Annotated in this window: 20 protein-coding genes; 17 read left to right on the forward strand and 3 right to left on the reverse strand. The window is 70.8% G+C overall.

What is annotated here, in order from left to right; genetic code table 11:
* Positions 1 to 55: 55 nt before the first annotated feature.
* The 3 genes from ACIPN7_RS11835 to ACIPN7_RS11845 all read right to left on the reverse strand — a co-directional run bounded on the left by ACIPN7_RS11835 (position 56) and on the right by ACIPN7_RS11845 (position 1,701).
* Entirely contained in the window at positions 56 to 319 is a 264-nt protein-coding gene (locus ACIPN7_RS11835; protein ID WP_400541671.1) for a CBS domain-containing protein, read from the reverse strand.
* Between the two features lie 114 nt (positions 320 to 433).
* Positions 434 to 925, reverse strand: coding sequence for a DUF6098 family protein (locus ACIPN7_RS11840; protein WP_400541674.1), 492 nt, complete (start codon positions 923 to 925; stop codon positions 434 to 436).
* Positions 926 to 927: 2 nt separating this feature from the next.
* Complete coding sequence (locus ACIPN7_RS11845; RefSeq protein WP_400541677.1) at positions 928 to 1,701, reverse strand: PAS and ANTAR domain-containing protein; 774 nt, start codon at positions 1,699 to 1,701, stop codon at positions 928 to 930.
* Between the two features lie 185 nt (positions 1,702 to 1,886).
* Here ACIPN7_RS11845 and ACIPN7_RS11850 point away from each other — a divergent pair, with 185 nt between their 5' ends.
* The 17 genes from ACIPN7_RS11850 (at position 1,887) to ACIPN7_RS11930 (ending at position 14,237) form a co-directional block, all read left to right on the forward strand.
* Positions 1,887 to 3,302: an FAD-dependent oxidoreductase gene (locus ACIPN7_RS11850; RefSeq protein ID WP_400541680.1), complete on the forward strand. Its 1,416-nt coding sequence runs from the start codon at positions 1,887 to 1,889 to the stop codon at positions 3,300 to 3,302.
* A 209-nt stretch (positions 3,303 to 3,511) separates the two neighbouring features.
* A complete protein-coding gene (locus ACIPN7_RS11855; RefSeq protein WP_400541683.1) occupies positions 3,512 to 4,594 on the forward strand; it encodes a glycosyltransferase family 9 protein in 1,083 nt (360 codons plus the stop codon).
* Between the two features lie 234 nt (positions 4,595 to 4,828).
* Entirely contained in the window at positions 4,829 to 5,473 is a 645-nt protein-coding gene (locus ACIPN7_RS11860; RefSeq protein ID WP_400541686.1) for a hypothetical protein, read from the forward strand.
* Positions 5,474 to 5,523: 50 nt separating this feature from the next.
* Positions 5,524 to 6,510 carry an SRPBCC family protein gene (locus ACIPN7_RS11865; RefSeq protein WP_400541688.1) on the forward strand — a complete coding sequence of 329 codons (987 nt, stop codon included), beginning with the start codon at positions 5,524 to 5,526 and terminating at the stop codon, positions 6,508 to 6,510.
* On the forward strand, positions 6,507 to 6,989 hold the full coding sequence (gene gvpJ / locus ACIPN7_RS11870; protein ID WP_400541691.1) for a gas vesicle protein GvpJ: 483 nt from the start codon (positions 6,507 to 6,509) through the stop codon (positions 6,987 to 6,989). The genes ACIPN7_RS11865 and gvpJ overlap by 4 nt, the downstream gene beginning before the upstream one ends.
* A gap of 12 nt (positions 6,990 to 7,001) precedes the next feature.
* The gene (locus ACIPN7_RS11875) at positions 7,002 to 7,745 is read left to right on the forward strand and encodes a GvpL/GvpF family gas vesicle protein (protein ID WP_400541694.1); all 744 of its coding nucleotides are present in this window, start codon (positions 7,002 to 7,004) and stop codon (positions 7,743 to 7,745) included.
* Between the two features lie 3 nt (positions 7,746 to 7,748).
* Positions 7,749 to 8,000 carry a gas vesicle protein GvpG gene (locus tag ACIPN7_RS11880; protein ID WP_400541697.1) on the forward strand — a complete coding sequence of 84 codons (252 nt, stop codon included), beginning with the start codon at positions 7,749 to 7,751 and terminating at the stop codon, positions 7,998 to 8,000.
* Entirely contained in the window at positions 7,997 to 8,341 is a 345-nt protein-coding gene (gene gvpO / locus ACIPN7_RS11885) for a gas vesicle protein GvpO (protein ID WP_400541700.1), read from the forward strand. Before ACIPN7_RS11880 ends, gvpO begins: the two co-directional genes overlap by 4 nt.
* A 61-nt stretch (positions 8,342 to 8,402) precedes the next feature.
* On the forward strand, positions 8,403 to 8,879 hold the full coding sequence (locus tag ACIPN7_RS11890; RefSeq protein WP_400541703.1) for a gas vesicle protein: 477 nt from the start codon (positions 8,403 to 8,405) through the stop codon (positions 8,877 to 8,879).
* A complete protein-coding gene (locus ACIPN7_RS11895) occupies positions 8,876 to 9,526 on the forward strand; it encodes a gas vesicle protein (protein ID WP_400541706.1) in 651 nt (216 codons plus the stop codon). Before ACIPN7_RS11890 ends, ACIPN7_RS11895 begins: the two co-directional genes overlap by 4 nt.
* Positions 9,513 to 9,830 (forward strand): gas vesicle protein K, encoded by a 318-nt coding sequence (locus ACIPN7_RS11900; RefSeq protein ID WP_400541979.1) that lies wholly within the window; start codon positions 9,513 to 9,515, stop codon positions 9,828 to 9,830. The genes ACIPN7_RS11895 and ACIPN7_RS11900 overlap by 14 nt, the downstream gene beginning before the upstream one ends.
* Positions 9,827 to 10,633, forward strand: coding sequence for a GvpL/GvpF family gas vesicle protein (locus tag ACIPN7_RS11905; RefSeq protein WP_400541709.1), 807 nt, complete (start codon positions 9,827 to 9,829; stop codon positions 10,631 to 10,633). The genes ACIPN7_RS11900 and ACIPN7_RS11905 overlap by 4 nt, the downstream gene beginning before the upstream one ends.
* An 87-nt stretch (positions 10,634 to 10,720) precedes the next feature.
* Complete coding sequence (locus ACIPN7_RS11910; RefSeq protein WP_400541712.1) at positions 10,721 to 10,894, forward strand: CsbD family protein; 174 nt, start codon at positions 10,721 to 10,723, stop codon at positions 10,892 to 10,894.
* A 48-nt stretch (positions 10,895 to 10,942) separates the two neighbouring features.
* Entirely contained in the window at positions 10,943 to 11,206 is a 264-nt protein-coding gene (locus tag ACIPN7_RS11915; RefSeq protein WP_400541715.1) for a GlsB/YeaQ/YmgE family stress response membrane protein, read from the forward strand.
* Between the two features lie 200 nt (positions 11,207 to 11,406).
* Positions 11,407 to 12,450, forward strand: coding sequence for a DUF418 domain-containing protein (locus ACIPN7_RS11920; protein WP_400541718.1), 1,044 nt, complete (start codon positions 11,407 to 11,409; stop codon positions 12,448 to 12,450).
* Positions 12,451 to 12,480: 30 nt separating this feature from the next.
* The gene (locus ACIPN7_RS11925; protein WP_400541721.1) at positions 12,481 to 13,050 is read left to right on the forward strand and encodes a TetR/AcrR family transcriptional regulator; all 570 of its coding nucleotides are present in this window, start codon (positions 12,481 to 12,483) and stop codon (positions 13,048 to 13,050) included.
* Positions 13,051 to 13,064: 14 nt separating this feature from the next.
* Positions 13,065 to 14,237, forward strand: a complete 1,173-nt coding sequence (locus ACIPN7_RS11930) for a GDSL-type esterase/lipase family protein (protein WP_400541724.1) — start codon at positions 13,065 to 13,067, stop codon at positions 14,235 to 14,237.
* Positions 14,238 to 14,239: the final 2 nt, after the last annotated feature.

Raw genomic sequence — 14,239 nt, forward strand, 5'->3', positions numbered from 1 at the left:
GCGAGACGACCTCGGGCCGCCCGGCCGAGGTCGTCTCGCACCAGCGTCAGAGAGCTCAGCGGTTCGGCTCGGCATCGGAGATGTCCGCGAGCGCCGAGGACGGGTCCCGTTCGAAGGCCAGGTCGCCGATCGAGACGATCCCGACGAGGGTGCCGCCGTCGAGCACGGGCACGCGTCGGACGGCGGCGTCGCGCATCACCTTGACTGCTGTCTCTACGTCCTGCTCGGTCATCAGGCGGGCGGCGTCCTGGATCGTCTCGGTCACGTCGACCGTGGTCGGATCCGGGGTCACGACATCGGCAACGGTCTGCTGAACCATGTCGCGTTCCTCCCTGGTTGGATCGGTCCTGTTCGGCTCGGTGGCTGTCTGCCTCACCGGTACCTTCCACACTGGCGCGCGGTAGGCCCACTCGCATGCGGGCCCGCCCCGCGTCTATGTCCCGTCCGCTCCCGGAGCGAACACCTGCGCGTAGATCGCGGCCGCTTCGTCGACGACGTGGGGCACGATCGACGCGACGGGCGTGACACAGACGAGCAGCGGTTCGCAGTCCGGGCCGTGGGCGGAGACCTCGCCGGTCAGCAGCCAGGGGAAGCGGTCGCGGACCATCAGGTGGGCGTACTGGTTGAGCTGGCGTGCCACCCAGTGCTCGACGGGCCGGGTCCACCAGGCCTCCGGCGTCATCGGGTTGACGCTCAGGCCTGGCATCACACACCCGCTCTCGTGGTCCCGGCTGACGGTCACCCGATCGGCCTCCGGGCCGGCACTGAAACGCACGTACACCGGCGCCAAGATCTGGACGAGCTCGGCGACCTCGGCGAGCGTCTCGAGACGGGGCACCGCCCACAGCCGGGTGAAGGGCCCAGGCATGTCGCTGCCCGCGATGCCGGAGGTGGATCGTTCGTCGACGGGGACTCGCGGTCTCATCGTCAGCCCCGTTCCGAGCGGCGGTGCCGGGTCAGCAGCGGATCATGGGCTCGCGGCCGCCCCACGGGCTGCACGGCGTCGAGCGCGCGCGTCAGCGCGGCCTGTGTGACCGGGGTCCTCTCCTCGGCCCGCAACGCGGTCATCATCTGGTCGGCGGCCGACCGCAACGGAACCCCCACCGCACGCGCGACGTCGCGCAGGACGCGCTCCGCACTGCCCTCGTCGACCGTGCGGACCGCCATGATCACGCCCTTGGCCTGTTCGATCACGGCCTGACTGACGAACGCCTGGTTCACGATCCCCGTCGACCGGCGGCGCAGGACCTCCGTCTGGAACGGCGTCACGTCCACCACGTAACCGGCCACCTCCGGGGACTCACCAGGACCACCCCGGTAGCCCTGACCCGTCACCACGACCGAGTGTGAGCGCCCGTACTTGTCCACGATGCGGTGGGCGCAGGCGAACGGCCGGCCGGCCCGCAAGGCCTCACCGGCGACCCGGAGCACCTGCGCCCTGTCGTCGGGATGCTTGCGGGACCGCAGCGCGTCCAGGCCGGGCTCCACCTCGTGCCGCTGCCAGCCGTGCATGGTGTAGATCTCGTCGGACCACCACCAGTCCCCCGAGTCCAGGTCCACGCGATACCGGCCGACCAGAAGGCTGGTCCCGACTCCGAGAGCGGCGGCCAGCTCGCCGGCCGAGAGCATCCGCAGTTGTGGCGGGGTCTCGACGTCGGAATCCTCGACGAGGGCGAGACGGGCCTGAGGGTTGAGAGACATGAGGACCTCCAGATCCGATCCGGACCTGGAGCCGCTTCCTGACTCCGCAAGGCAGATCTTAAAGCGGATCGCGGCCATCGGAAAGCCATCCGGGTCGCGAGCCGCAGCCTCCTGCGAGCGCCGGGATCTCGTGTCAGCCTCGAGTTGGCTGCTCATGGACCAACTACCGGTGCGGGAGGCAGACCGTGAGCGAGATCTCCGGCAACACGACGAGGGCGGACGGCACCGGAACTCCGAGTGTCGCCACGCCCGGCCCCCTGCGAGCCGACGTGGCGGTGGTGGGCGCCGGGCTCACCGGGGTCGTCACCGCCCTGCTCCTCGCCGACGGCGGCGCGGACGTCGTGGTGCTCGACGCCGGCTCGGCCCGCACGACCACCACCGCCCGTTCGACCGGCAAGCTCTCCGTGCTGCAGGGCACCAAGCTCGCACGCCTCGACCGGCACGGGAGCGAGGTGGTGGGCGACTACCTCGCGGCCGGGTTCGCCGGGCTCGGCTGGCTGCGCCGCGCCCTCGAAGACCTGAACGTCGCCGTGGACAACCGGGACGACCTGACCGTCGCGACCACCCCCGATCAGATCACCGACATCGACGCCGTGGCTGCGGCCTGCGCACACCACGACCTCGCCGCGCAGTGGGAGGAACACCCTCCTTACCCGGCTCCCACCTACGGCGCGGTTCGCCTTCCCGGCCAGGCGCAGGTCGATCCGCTGCACATGCTGTCCGCCCTGCGGTCCCGGCTGCGCAGCCGGGGCGTCGCCGTGCACGACCGCGCCAGGCTCAAGCAGGTACGACGGTTCCGGTCCGGCGTCGCGTTGCGCACCACCCGCGGCACGGTGCTCGCCGAACACGTGGTCCTGGCCACCGGCGTCCCGCCCGGCCGCCTGGGCGGGCTGTTCCTGCGGCTGGAAGCAAACCGCAGCCTGCTCACCACCTGGGAGGTGCCCGACCCTGATGCCCTGCCAACGGGCTTCGCCGACACCATGTCGATCACGGCGGGCTCGCCCGTCCGCTCGCTCCGCATGGCCCACGGACTGCTCATGGTGGGCGGCGAGGGCTACGCCGTGGGCCGTGAGCCGGCGCCGGCTGGGCGCCTCGCGGCGCTCGACGAATGGACCCGTGCGCACCTGCCGGTCGGTCCCACGCGGCACACCTGGGCCGCCCAGGACTACAGCAGCGACACCGGGCTGCCGCTCGTCGGACCGGCCGTCCCCGGTGACGACCGAGTCCTCGTGGCGACCGGCTACGACAAGTGGGGGCTCACCACAGGTGCCGCCGCAGGCTTGGCGCTCGCCGGCCGGATCCTCGGCGAGCCCGTCCCGTGGGGCCGGACGCTCGAACCGTGGGCCCGCTCCCCCGAGCCCGACGCGCGCGCCGCGGTCACGTTCGGTGAGCAGACCGTCGGCTGGGCTTGCGCGACGACGCGCCCCACGGGGCAGCGCGCCGGGGCTCGGCGGGTGTCGCGGGTCTGCCCGCACCTCGGCGGCGTCGTGCGGTGGAACGAACAGGAAGAGTCCTGGGACTGCCCTGTCCACGGTTCGCGTTTCGCACCCGACGGTGCGCTGCTCGAGGGCCCCGCCACGAAGGGCCTGGCCCGACGCTGACCTGCCACTTCATCGCAGGTGTTGGCGCGAAGCGGTTCCGGGTGCGAGTGGTCGGGAAGTCGTCGACCGTAGGACAGAAGAAGCCCGGCGACGCCGTCCCGTGGAGGTCATCCCGGTCCCGTTCGCGGCCTGGGAGTTGCCGGAGCCCCGCGGCGAGGAACTGTCCGCTCCGTGGTGGCGGCGATTCTCGACGAGGTGGTGACCGTGTTGTGACCCGCACCGACATGCCCGTCCGGGTGCTCGCCGTGCGGCTGGCGAGCGACGGGGAGGTGATCCTGACCGGCCCTGCCGTCCGCGCGCTGGCCGCGACCTACGACCAGGTGGATCTCCTTGTCCCCAGTTCCGGCGTCCAGGCCGCGTCCCTCCTGCCCGGGGTGACCGACACACTCCGGTTCGACGCTCCGTGGGTGGGTAGCGAACCGCCCCCGCTGAACCGCGAAGCGGTCTTGGACCTCCTGGCTGACCTGAGCACCCGGCACTATCAGCTGGCGGTGATCTTCACGTCGTTCCGGCAGTCACCGCTACCGATGGCACTGCTGGCTCGGCTTGCAGGCGTGCGCAGAGTTGTGGCGACCAGCGATGACCATCCCGGCTCGCTGGTCGACGTGCGGCATGTCCGCCCGCCCGGTCTGCACGAGGTCGAGGCCTGCCTCGACCTCGCCGGTCAAGCCGATGCTCAACTACCGGCGGGTGACGACGGCCTTCTTGCGGTCCGCCGGCCGCTGCCGCCATTGCCCCCACGGGCCGCGCGAACACTGGGCATCGAAGGTACGCAGGGACAGCGCTCAGTCGTCCTGCACCCAGGCGCCTCGACGACCGCGCGGGCGCCGCTCCCGGAAGGCGCGCGCACCACGGCCCAGCGACTTGCGCACGACGGCTGGGACGTCGTGGTGACCGGGTCGTCGGGCGAGCGCGATCTGACCGCGTACGTGGCCGGTGAGCACGCCACGGATCTAGGTGGGCAGACCGATCTTCCAGAGCTCGCCGCCGTCCTGGAGGCCGCAGCATGCGTGGTCGTCGGAAACTCCGGCCCCGCACACCTCGCCGCCGCCGTCGGGACGCCCGTGGTCAGCCTGTTCGCGCCCGTGGTTCCCCCCGACGACTGGGCACCGTACGGGGTGCCTCGGCTCCTTCTTGGTGACCAGGGCGCGGCCTGCCGGGGAACCAGGGCGTGCGCGTGCCCCGTACCAGGTCATCCGTGCCTCGGATCGGTCACGCCGGAGCAGGTGTCCAACGCCGTCGCACGGCTGACACGCCTGCCTTGTCGCACGCCTGCGGTCGCCGGGCGGTAGCGGGCCGTCCTCGGTTCAGCGCAGCGCGGGGCACCCTTCGCGGTGACCCGCGGACCTCATGACCCGATACGACGTGCGGTCGCACCACGGCCTTGGCCGGTCACGCGGGCGCGTCGTCGGAGTTCATCCATTGCCCGGGCGCGAGTCGGACACCCCGATGCTAGCCTCAAAAATCAGGCCCCCCGCGGCGCGACGATGTGCCGCTCGCTCCCCCCGGGTCTGTAAGGAACCAGCATGGACGACAAGCTCAAGATTGCAGCGGTCCTGCTAGCCGGGTACCTGCTGGGACGAACCAAGCGTATGAAGCTGGCGCTAGCGGCAGCAGGCGCCCTCGCCGTCAGGGAGCTCCGGTCCAATCCGGACGTCCTCAAGGCGGGTACCTCCGTGCTCGCCTCGCCCGCCGTCAAGAAGCTCACCGACGAGCTGTCCGGCCGACTCGTCGAGGCAGGAAAGACGGCCGTCGTCGCTGCGGCGGCCAAGCGGGTCGACGGCCTGGTCTCCAACCTCGAGAAGCGCACGGGATCACCACTCGCACCACCTGGGGCCGAAAAGGACGACGCCGACGAGCCGGGGGAGTCACCTGAGCCGACCGAAGAGCCGGCCGACGAAGGCGTCGACGAAGACCTGCCGGCTGAGGAGCCGGAGGAAGAGCCTCCGGGCGAAGAAGAAGAGTCGAGCGGCGACAAGAAAGCCGCGCAAAAGGCACCGACCCGGCAGCGACGCTCGGAGTCGAGCAAGACTTCACGCTCGTCGCGCGCATCCGGCGAGGGCGGATCACGACAGACCACGTCCGGTGGACGCGGCAAGAAGTCGGCGGGAACCACATCAACCAGGAAGTCGACGGGCGGGAGCTCGACGAGGAAGCCGAGCTCCCGGTAGTTCGACTACCTCGGCATCGCGCGACCGCGGTGTCGGGAAGGAGCATCCCCATGGACAACAAGTCCTCCGACACGACAACTGACGCCGGTCCGCAACCATTGGCCGCACTCCGGGAATCCGCCGGCGGCTACGTCAAGGCGCTCGCCAACCACGCGGTCGACAACGTCACGGACAAGGTCAGCGGCCTCACGGACCGCCTCACCCAGTACGCGAGCGGGTCGGGCCCGGATTCGGGCGGGGCCAGGGCAACCGCCGCCGCGAAGGGCGCCGAAGAGCTGGCGCAGGGAGCATCGCCGCTCAAGGCAGGACTGTCCGCCGCCGCCGCCGGCATCAAGGACAAGGTCACCGGAGTCTTCGGTGGCGGGAGCGGCGGCGGAGAGGGCAAGAAGTTCAAGTTCAACAACATCGTCGAGTCCATCGACGTCGGCGCCCCGGTCGAGGTCGTCTTCAACGCGTGGACCTCGTACGAGAAGTGGCCCGAGTTCATGAAGAAGGTCGAGCACACGGAGCTCGACGAGGACTCGGGCGAGGTCCAGTTCAAGGGGAAGGTGCTCTGGTCCCATCGCCAGTGGGACACAGTGATCACGGACCAGGTGCCGGACCAGCGCATCGTGTGGGACTCCTCAGGGGAGAAAGGGCACCTGAGCGGGGTCGTGACGTTCCACCCGCTGGGCGACGAACTCACGCGTCTCGTCGTCGTGGTCGCGTACTACCCGCAGGGCTTCATGGAGAAGACCGGGAACATCTGGCGGGCCGTGAACAGGCGGGTGCGCCTGGAGCTCAAGTACTTCGTCCACCACGTCATGACCGAGTCCGTCCTGCATCCCGAGGAGGACGAGGGGTACCGCGCGGAGATCCGCGAGGAGGAGATGGTTCGCAGCCACGAGGAGGTCGTCGAGGACGAGCGGGCCGATCGCGAGGAGGAGTACGAGGACGAGGAGGAGGAAACAGAAGGCGAAGAAGAAGGAGAGGACGAAGAACCGGATGAGGAAGAGGAACAGGACGAGGACTCCGAGAACAGGCGGGGATCACGATGACCGCCGTGAGCACAGGATCCCGGAGCAGGGGCTACGTCGAGCGCCCGTCATCCTCGTCGTTGGCTGACGTCATCAACATCATCCTCGACAAGGGGCTGGTGATCGATGCCTTCGTCCGGGTCTCGCTCGTCGGTATCGAGGTGATCACCATCGACGCCCGCATCGTCATCGCGAGCGTCGACACCTACCTGCGGTTTGCCGAGGCCACGAATCGTCTCGACCTCGCGCAGACCGGCGGCCGGGACCTGCCCGAGCTCATGGAGGACATCTCGGAGAGCGGGGCGCGGGGCAAGACCAAGGGCGTGCTGTCGAGCGCCAAGGAGGCCCTCCTCGGCAGCAAGGACGAGGACGAGGACCTCGATCAGGACGAGGCCGAGGACGAGGCTCAGGACGAGGACGAAGAAGTCGACGTTCCTGCACGCAGCAGCCAAGAGCGACGTCGGCCCCGACGCCGCGTGTCAGGGACACGCAACACCTAGGAGACATCCCTCGTGGCGGACGGAGGAGCCATGCTGTACGTCTACGGGCTGGTCCTTCCCGACACCCACGTGCCCGACCAGCAGTCCGGGCTCGGCCAGGGCGGTGTGCGCCTGGTGGGGCTCGGGGAGATCGCCGCTCTCACCTCCGAGGTCCCCGACGCCGAGGTCGTCGGGGTGCCCGCCGAGATCCGCGCCTATACCGCCGTCCTCGACGGCGTGGCCGCCGAGCGCCCCGTTCTGCCGATGAGGTTCGGCACGGCCGTCCTCGACGAGGCGGCCATGGAGCAGGCGTTCCCGATCGATCGTCGTGGGGCACTCGCCGGGGACCTGCACCGCCTCGACGGCCTCGCCCAGCTCACCGTCCGAGCGCGCTATGTCCAGGACGCCGTGCTCGCCGAGCTGATCACGGAGGACGCCGAGGTGGCAGAGCTGCGCACCTTCCTCCAGGGCTTGCCGACGCACGCGGCGTACCACCGCCGAATCCGCCTGGGCGAGCTCGTCGTCCAGGGATTCGCCCGCAAGCAGGCGGGCGACGCGGCCATGATTCTCGACGAGCTCGCCGCGTTCGCGGTCGAGACCCGGGAGCACGAGACCGGGCAGGTCGACGACGTGATCGAGCTGGCGCTGCTCGTCCGACGCACCGAGCTGGCGAAGTTCGAGGCGGTGCTCGAAGGACTCGCCGCACGTGCTCACGGCCGCATCACCTTTCGTCTCGTCGGGCCGCAGGCGCCGTACGACTTCGTCGACGAGGAGTGACTCATGGGCATCTTCAGCGGTCTGCTGTCGCTCCCGCTGGCCCCGGTCCGGGGCACGGTCTGGGTCGCACAACAGGTGCTCGACGAGGCCGAGCGCCAGTACTACGACGTCGGAGCCCTGCGCCGCCAGCTCGAGGAGGTCGCCCTGGCACGAGAGAGCGGCGAGATCGACGACGACGAGGCCGACGCACTGGAAGAGCAGCTGACGGCACGCCTGGTCGAGGCCAACCGACGCGGCCGGGAGGAGTGGCGATGAGCGACCCTGACACACGGGCCGACGAGCGCACTAGCCGCCGCCCGGCGAGAGACCACCGCAGGGACGAGACCGAACGGCCGTCGCGTCTCACGGCGGCCCGGGCGGCCCGAAGGGCCGTCGAGCAGCTCGCCGAGCTGACCGACCGCCGGCTCGAGAGCGTCGTGGAGATCCATGCCGAGCAGGACACGTTCACCGTCGTGATCGAGGCCGTCGAGGACCCGCACGTCCCGAGCACCGCGGACGTCATGGCTGAGTACGAGGTGCAGCTCGACGAGGACGGCGAGCTGCTCGGCTACCGGCGGCGGGCGCGTTACGTTCGCGGCAGCACGGACGAAGGGTGACGCCGCCCGAGGATGGGGCACCTTTCGGGCCGGGGCGACGAGGCGGAGGAGGTGATCGGGCATGAGCGTGGTCGGTGGCCAGGGCCGCTCCATGGAGCCACGGCGCGACGCGGACGGGTCGCTCGGTCACGTGATCGAGACGCTCCTGGACAAGGGCCTCGTCGTCAACGCGGACATCATGGTCTCCCTGGCCGGTGTCGAGCTGCTCGGCATCCGGATCCGGGCGGCACTCGCCTCCTTCGAGACCGCCGCGCGCTACGGGCTGGAGTTCCCGGCCGGCACCAACACCGAGACACTCGCCTGGCGGCGTGCCATCGAGCAGAAGGAGACGTGCCCGAGGTGCGGCAAGTCGTCCCCGAGGACCCAGCTGCTCGAGGATCTCTGCCCGTGGTGCGGCTGGCGCAGTGCACTGGTCGAACGCGCACAGGACCGCACCGGTTCGAGCAGCGCGGACGAGGACGACGACGCCGTGGAGCAGGACCTGCCGGCGAGCAAGCCTGCTCGGGCCAGACGTCCGGCCCCAGGAGCTCCGTCGTGACCACCGACCCGCGGCCCCTCACCCTCCCGGCGGTCGGGATGGAACCCACGCGCGATCTGCGCGCGTCCGTGCGGGACCTCCTGGACGTCATGCTCGACAAGGGTGTCTACCTCGACCTCGACCTGATCATCACCGTGGCGGACGTTCCGCTCATCGGCGTGAGCCTGCGGGCCGCCGTCGCGGGTGTCGAGACCATGCTCGAGCACGGTCTGATGAAGGACTGGGACGAGCAGACCCGCGCGGCGGCGGCCCGCTCGATCACGCGCGGCCTCGCACTTGCCGACGACGAGGAGATCGTCCTCCGCATGGCCGGCGGACACCTGCAGGAGGAGCCGTACCAGAGCTGGCGGCCCGGGATCGTCTGCCTGACCTCCCACCGCCTCGTCGTCTGGCGGTCGGAACCGCGTGAGGTGCTCTGGCAGGCGCGGCTGGAGGACGTTGCCGCGGTGGACCTGCGAGCCGAGGCGAGCGTCGGCGGACCGGACCGGACCCGGGTGCACGTGGTCACCCGGGACGGGCAGGCGCGGCTCTCCGCCGCGGCCCCGCAGCGCCTCCACGACGCGCTGCAGGCGAGGATCGCCGAGCGGCAGACCGCCCGGCACGGCGGTGCCGCATCTCCTGGGGGCCGTGACGATGCAGGTCGATGAGACGAGTCTCAAGAACGGGCTCCTCACTCTCGTGGTAACTCTCGTCGAGGTCATCGAGGAAGCGCTGGAGAGCCAGGCGATCCGGCGTCTCGAGGGCGGCGGGCTGAGCGAGGCCGAGCAGGAGCGCCTGGGCCAGGCTCTGCTGGACCTCGACGAGGCGATCGAACAGATCAAGGACGACCACGGTCTGACGGCATCGGTAGCGGAACTGAGACGCGGGCTGGACGACGTCGTCGGCGACCTCGTCGACCGGCTCGCCAACCCGGTGAGGTGGGTCGACGAGCCCGGGCACGAGCCCCCATGACCGCGGACCGTCTATATCTGTACGGCATCGTGACCTCCCCGCCGACTGACCTCGGAACGGGCATCGACGACATGTCACTGCATGCGATCGCCGGGCCGCAGGACCTCGCCGCCGTCGTGCACGAGCACGACGGCGGGCCGTACCAGGGCGCGGACGCCGACGTCGAACGCTGGGTGGTCGAGCACAGTGCCGTGGTCGAACGGGTCTGGCGGACCGGTGGAACGGTGCTCCCGGCAAGCTTCAACGTGATCATCGCGCCCACAGCACAGACGACCGCGCAGCGACGGCTCCAGGAATGGCTCGAGGATCACGCCGAACCCCTGCGTGCCCGCCTCGCCGCTCTCACCGGGCGGGTCGAGCTGCGCGTGGAGATCGCTCTGGACCATCACCGGGCCGCCGAGCAGCACCCGGACGTCGTCGCGGCACGGGCCGAGCTGGAGGATCGCCCGCCAGGCGTCCAACGACTGCTGCGCAAGCGCCTCGACCACCTGGAGCGCGACATCACCGAGGCCGTGGCTCGCGACCGGGACACCGACTACCGCCGGCGTCTGGAAGCGATCAGCGACGAGCTCGCCGAGAATCGGCGACCGCGTCCCGACCCGGGAACTGCCCTCGTTCTGTCCGTCTCCCTGCTGGTCCTGGCCGACGCAGTGCAGGACGTCGGCCTCGTGCTGACTGCTGTCCAGGACGAGGAGCCGGCCGCGAGGATCCGTTTCCTGGGGCCATGGCCGCCGTACTCCTTCGCTGACCTGCCTGGGCAAGATCCCCCAGAAGCCGGCAGCACGGGACGAACGAGCGGGTGACGACCTGCCGCAGCCCGCTCCCCTGGCGAGCATTCGCACCTGGGGTGAAGGTGAGAACGTAGGGAACCCCTGAGAGAGAAGGACATCATGGGAATCGACGACAAGCTCAAGAATGCCGCCGAAGACGCGAAGGGCAAGGCCAAGGAGGCGGTCGGCAAGGCCACCGACGACGAGGAGCTTCAGGCCGAGGGCGAGGCCGACCAGACCAAGGCCTCGCTCAAGAAGGCCGGCGAGAACGTCAAGGACGCCTTCAAGCGCTGAGCCGGCACGTCAACACCACTCAAGGACGCACGCTCGAACGGAGCAGCTATGGGAATCATCGGCTGGATCCTGATCGGACTCATCATGGGCGCCATCGCCCGGGTGCTCCTTCCGGACAGAGTCGCCGGAGGGTGGGTCATCACGCTCGTCATCGGCGTCCTTGGCGCACTACTGGGCGGATGGATCGGCGGGGTCCTCTTCGACGTCCAGGCCAACGAATCTTTCTACTCGCTGACGACCTGGACCTGGGCCCTCATCGGCTCACTGCTCGTCCTCGCCGTCTGGGGTGCCATCGCGCGACGCCGAGCGTGAATGAGCCGCACTTCGTCCATGAACTACTGGGCGATCTACACCTCCGGCACGCCAGCACCGTCCGGGGCGCTTCGAGGCACCACCCAGACGCCCTTGGTCAGCACGCCGCCCGCACCCAGGGTTGACCCCGAGTCCCGTGCACCGAAGATCGTCTCGGGGTCGGACGACGCCACCGCCGTCCGCTTGTTTGGATGGCCGTCATGAGCGCACCCGACACCGCCCTCACGGCCCCTCCCCTGACCGGCACCCGCCCACGCTGGCGGTTCCTCGACTCGTTGCGAGGGTTCGCCGTGCTCGGGATCCTGCTGGTCAACGCTGTGGACATCACCCGGCTCGGCATGGCCCGTGTGATGGAGGGTGGCGCCCCGATCCAGGACCCGGTGCTCGACGCGCTCTACCTCACGGTGCAGACCCGGTTCGTGCCGATCTTCGTCTTCCTGTTCGGCATCAGCCTCTGGATCGTGCTCGACGGCGCCCGCGCCCGCGCGCCCCGCCCGTGGCTGGTGATGGTGCGCCGCCTCGTGGGGCTCGCGATCATCGGCGGGCTGCTGATGTTCGTCTACCCCGGCAACGTGCTGGTCGAGTACGGCGTCGCGGGCCTGCTCATGCTGCCCGTCGTCGCGCTCACCCCGCGCTGGGTGACGCTGGCCGGCGGCGCCGCGCTCACGATCGTGGCCTACGCGGTGTTCGGCGGCGGCCTGCCGTCCGTGCCGGGGCTCATCCTGCTCGGTGCGGGGGCGGCCGCCTACGGCCTGCCCCGTGCGCTGGAGTCCTCGGGCCGGACGGTCGCCATCGTGTTCGCCGCGGCCGCCGTCCTGACGGTGCCGACCCTGGTCTGGCAGCTCAACGCCTCTGTCGGCGACCCCCGCTTCTCGACGGCGGGCTCCGTGGCCGGCCTGGTCATGGCCGTGCTGTACAGCACCGGCCTGGCGCTGCTGTGGCGCACCCCCGCGCGCCGGGCGATCGCCGCGTTCTTCGAGCCGCTGGGCCGCATGGCACTGACCAGCTACGTGGGCGCGGCGCTCGTGGTGGCGCTGACCGCGCAGGTCGTGGACTTCGGGCACATGACCAGCGCGGCGCCCGTGGTGGTCCTGGCCCTGGTGCTGATCGTGGTGCAGTCCGTGCTCAGCCGGATCTGGCTCCGGCACTTCGTCTACGGCCCCGTCGAGTGGCTGTGGCGCACCGCGACCTGGCTCCGGCCGGCGAGCATGCGGCGCAGGATCGCCGCGACCGAAGGTCAGTAGGCAAAAACCTAAAGGGTATAGGCTGGTTCCATGACCCGCCCACCCCTGACGTCCGCCTCGGTGATCGCCGAGGCGGCGGCACTGGCCGACGAGAGCGGGCTGGAGGCAGTCACGCTCTCGGCGGTCGCCCGCCGCCTCGGCGTCCGCACGCCCAGCCTGTACTCGCACGTCCGGGACCACGCGGCGCTGCTGGACGGCGTCAGCGCCGTCGCGCTGGCGGACCTGAGCGCCCGGGTCGCCGAGGGGGTCGCGGGCCGCTCCGGGCTGCCCGCGCTCGAGGGCCTGGCCGAGGCGCACCGCTCGTTCGCCCGGCAGTCGCCGGGCCGCTGGCAGGCGCTCCAGCGCCGGGCCGGGCCCACGGTGGTCGCCTCCGACGCCGCCCGGTCGATCGTCACCCTCACCGACGCAGTGCTGCGCGGCTACGACATCCCGCCGGGCGAGCGCGTGCACGTCACCCGGCTGCTCGGCAGCACGATCAACGGCTATCTCGCCCTGGAGCGCATCGGCAGCTTCGACCACAGCGAGCCCGACCCCGAGGTGTCGTGGCGCCGGACGATCGTCGCGCTCGACACCCTTCTGCGCACCTGGCCCACCGAATGAACGAGGAGCACCTCTTGCTCAGCACACCCCTCACCCCGTCTCTCGTGCACGGCTCCGCCGAGGTCGAGACCACGGCCCGGGGCCTGCGCCCGCACCGCCTGCCGCAGTGGGCCCGCACGCAGTTCCCCGACCCGCACCTGCTCATGATGGAGGCTCAGCCCTCCGGCGTCCGCGTGGTCTTCAGGACGGCGGCGCGCACCGTCGCGCTCGAGACCCACCCGTCGCGGCTCGCCTACCGCGGCGCGGACCGCCCGCGCGGGAGCGTCGACCTGGTGGTCGACGGCGTCGTCGTCGCGAGCAGCCCGCTCGCCGACGGCGACGTGATCCTCGCCGACCTGCAGACCGGCGCCACCGAGTTCCGGCCCGGCCCCTCGCACACCACGACGTTCGACGGTCTGCCCGCCGGCGACAAGCTCGTCGAGATCTGGCTGCCGCACAACGAGTCGGTCGAGCTGATCGGCCTGCGCACCGACTTGCCGGTCACCCCGGTGGAGCCGGACCGCCGGGTGTGGCTGCACCACGGCAGCTCGATCAGCCACGGCTCCAACGCGAGCACGCCCACCCAGATCTGGCCCGCCGTCGCCGCGCGCCACGGGGACGTCGAGCTGCGCAACCTCGGGCTCGGGGGCAACGCGCTCGTGGACCCGTTCGTCGCGCGCACGATCCGGGACGCGCCCGCCGACCTGATCAGCGTCAAGCTCGGCATCAACGTCGTCAACCTCGACGGGATGCGGCTGCGCACCTTCGTGCCGGCCGTGCACGGGTTCCTCGACACGATCCGGGACGGGCACCCGACCACGCCGCTGCTGCTGGTCTCGCCCATCTTCTGCGGCATCCACGAGGACACCCCCGGCCCGGGCGCCGTCGACCCGGACACCCTCGGCACCGACCAGGTGCGCTTCCTCGCCACGGGCCGCCCCGAGGAGCAGCGGCAGGGCAAGCTCACCCTGCGCGTCGTCCGGGACGCGCTGGCCACGGTGGTCGAGCACCGCGCGGACGACCCGAACCTGCACTACCTGGACGGCACCACCCTGTACGGGGCGGACGACGCCGTCGAGCATCCCCTGCCCGACGCGCTGCACCCCGACACCGCCACGCACCACCTGATCGGCGAGCGGTTCGCCGCGCACGCGTTCGCGGAGAGCGGGCCGTTCACGCGGCCCGCCGGCGTCACGGCGCGGGCGTAAGG

The organism is Promicromonospora sp. NPDC090134, assembly GCF_044746965.1.
Lineage (GTDB): Bacteria > Actinomycetota > Actinomycetes > Actinomycetales > Cellulomonadaceae > Promicromonospora.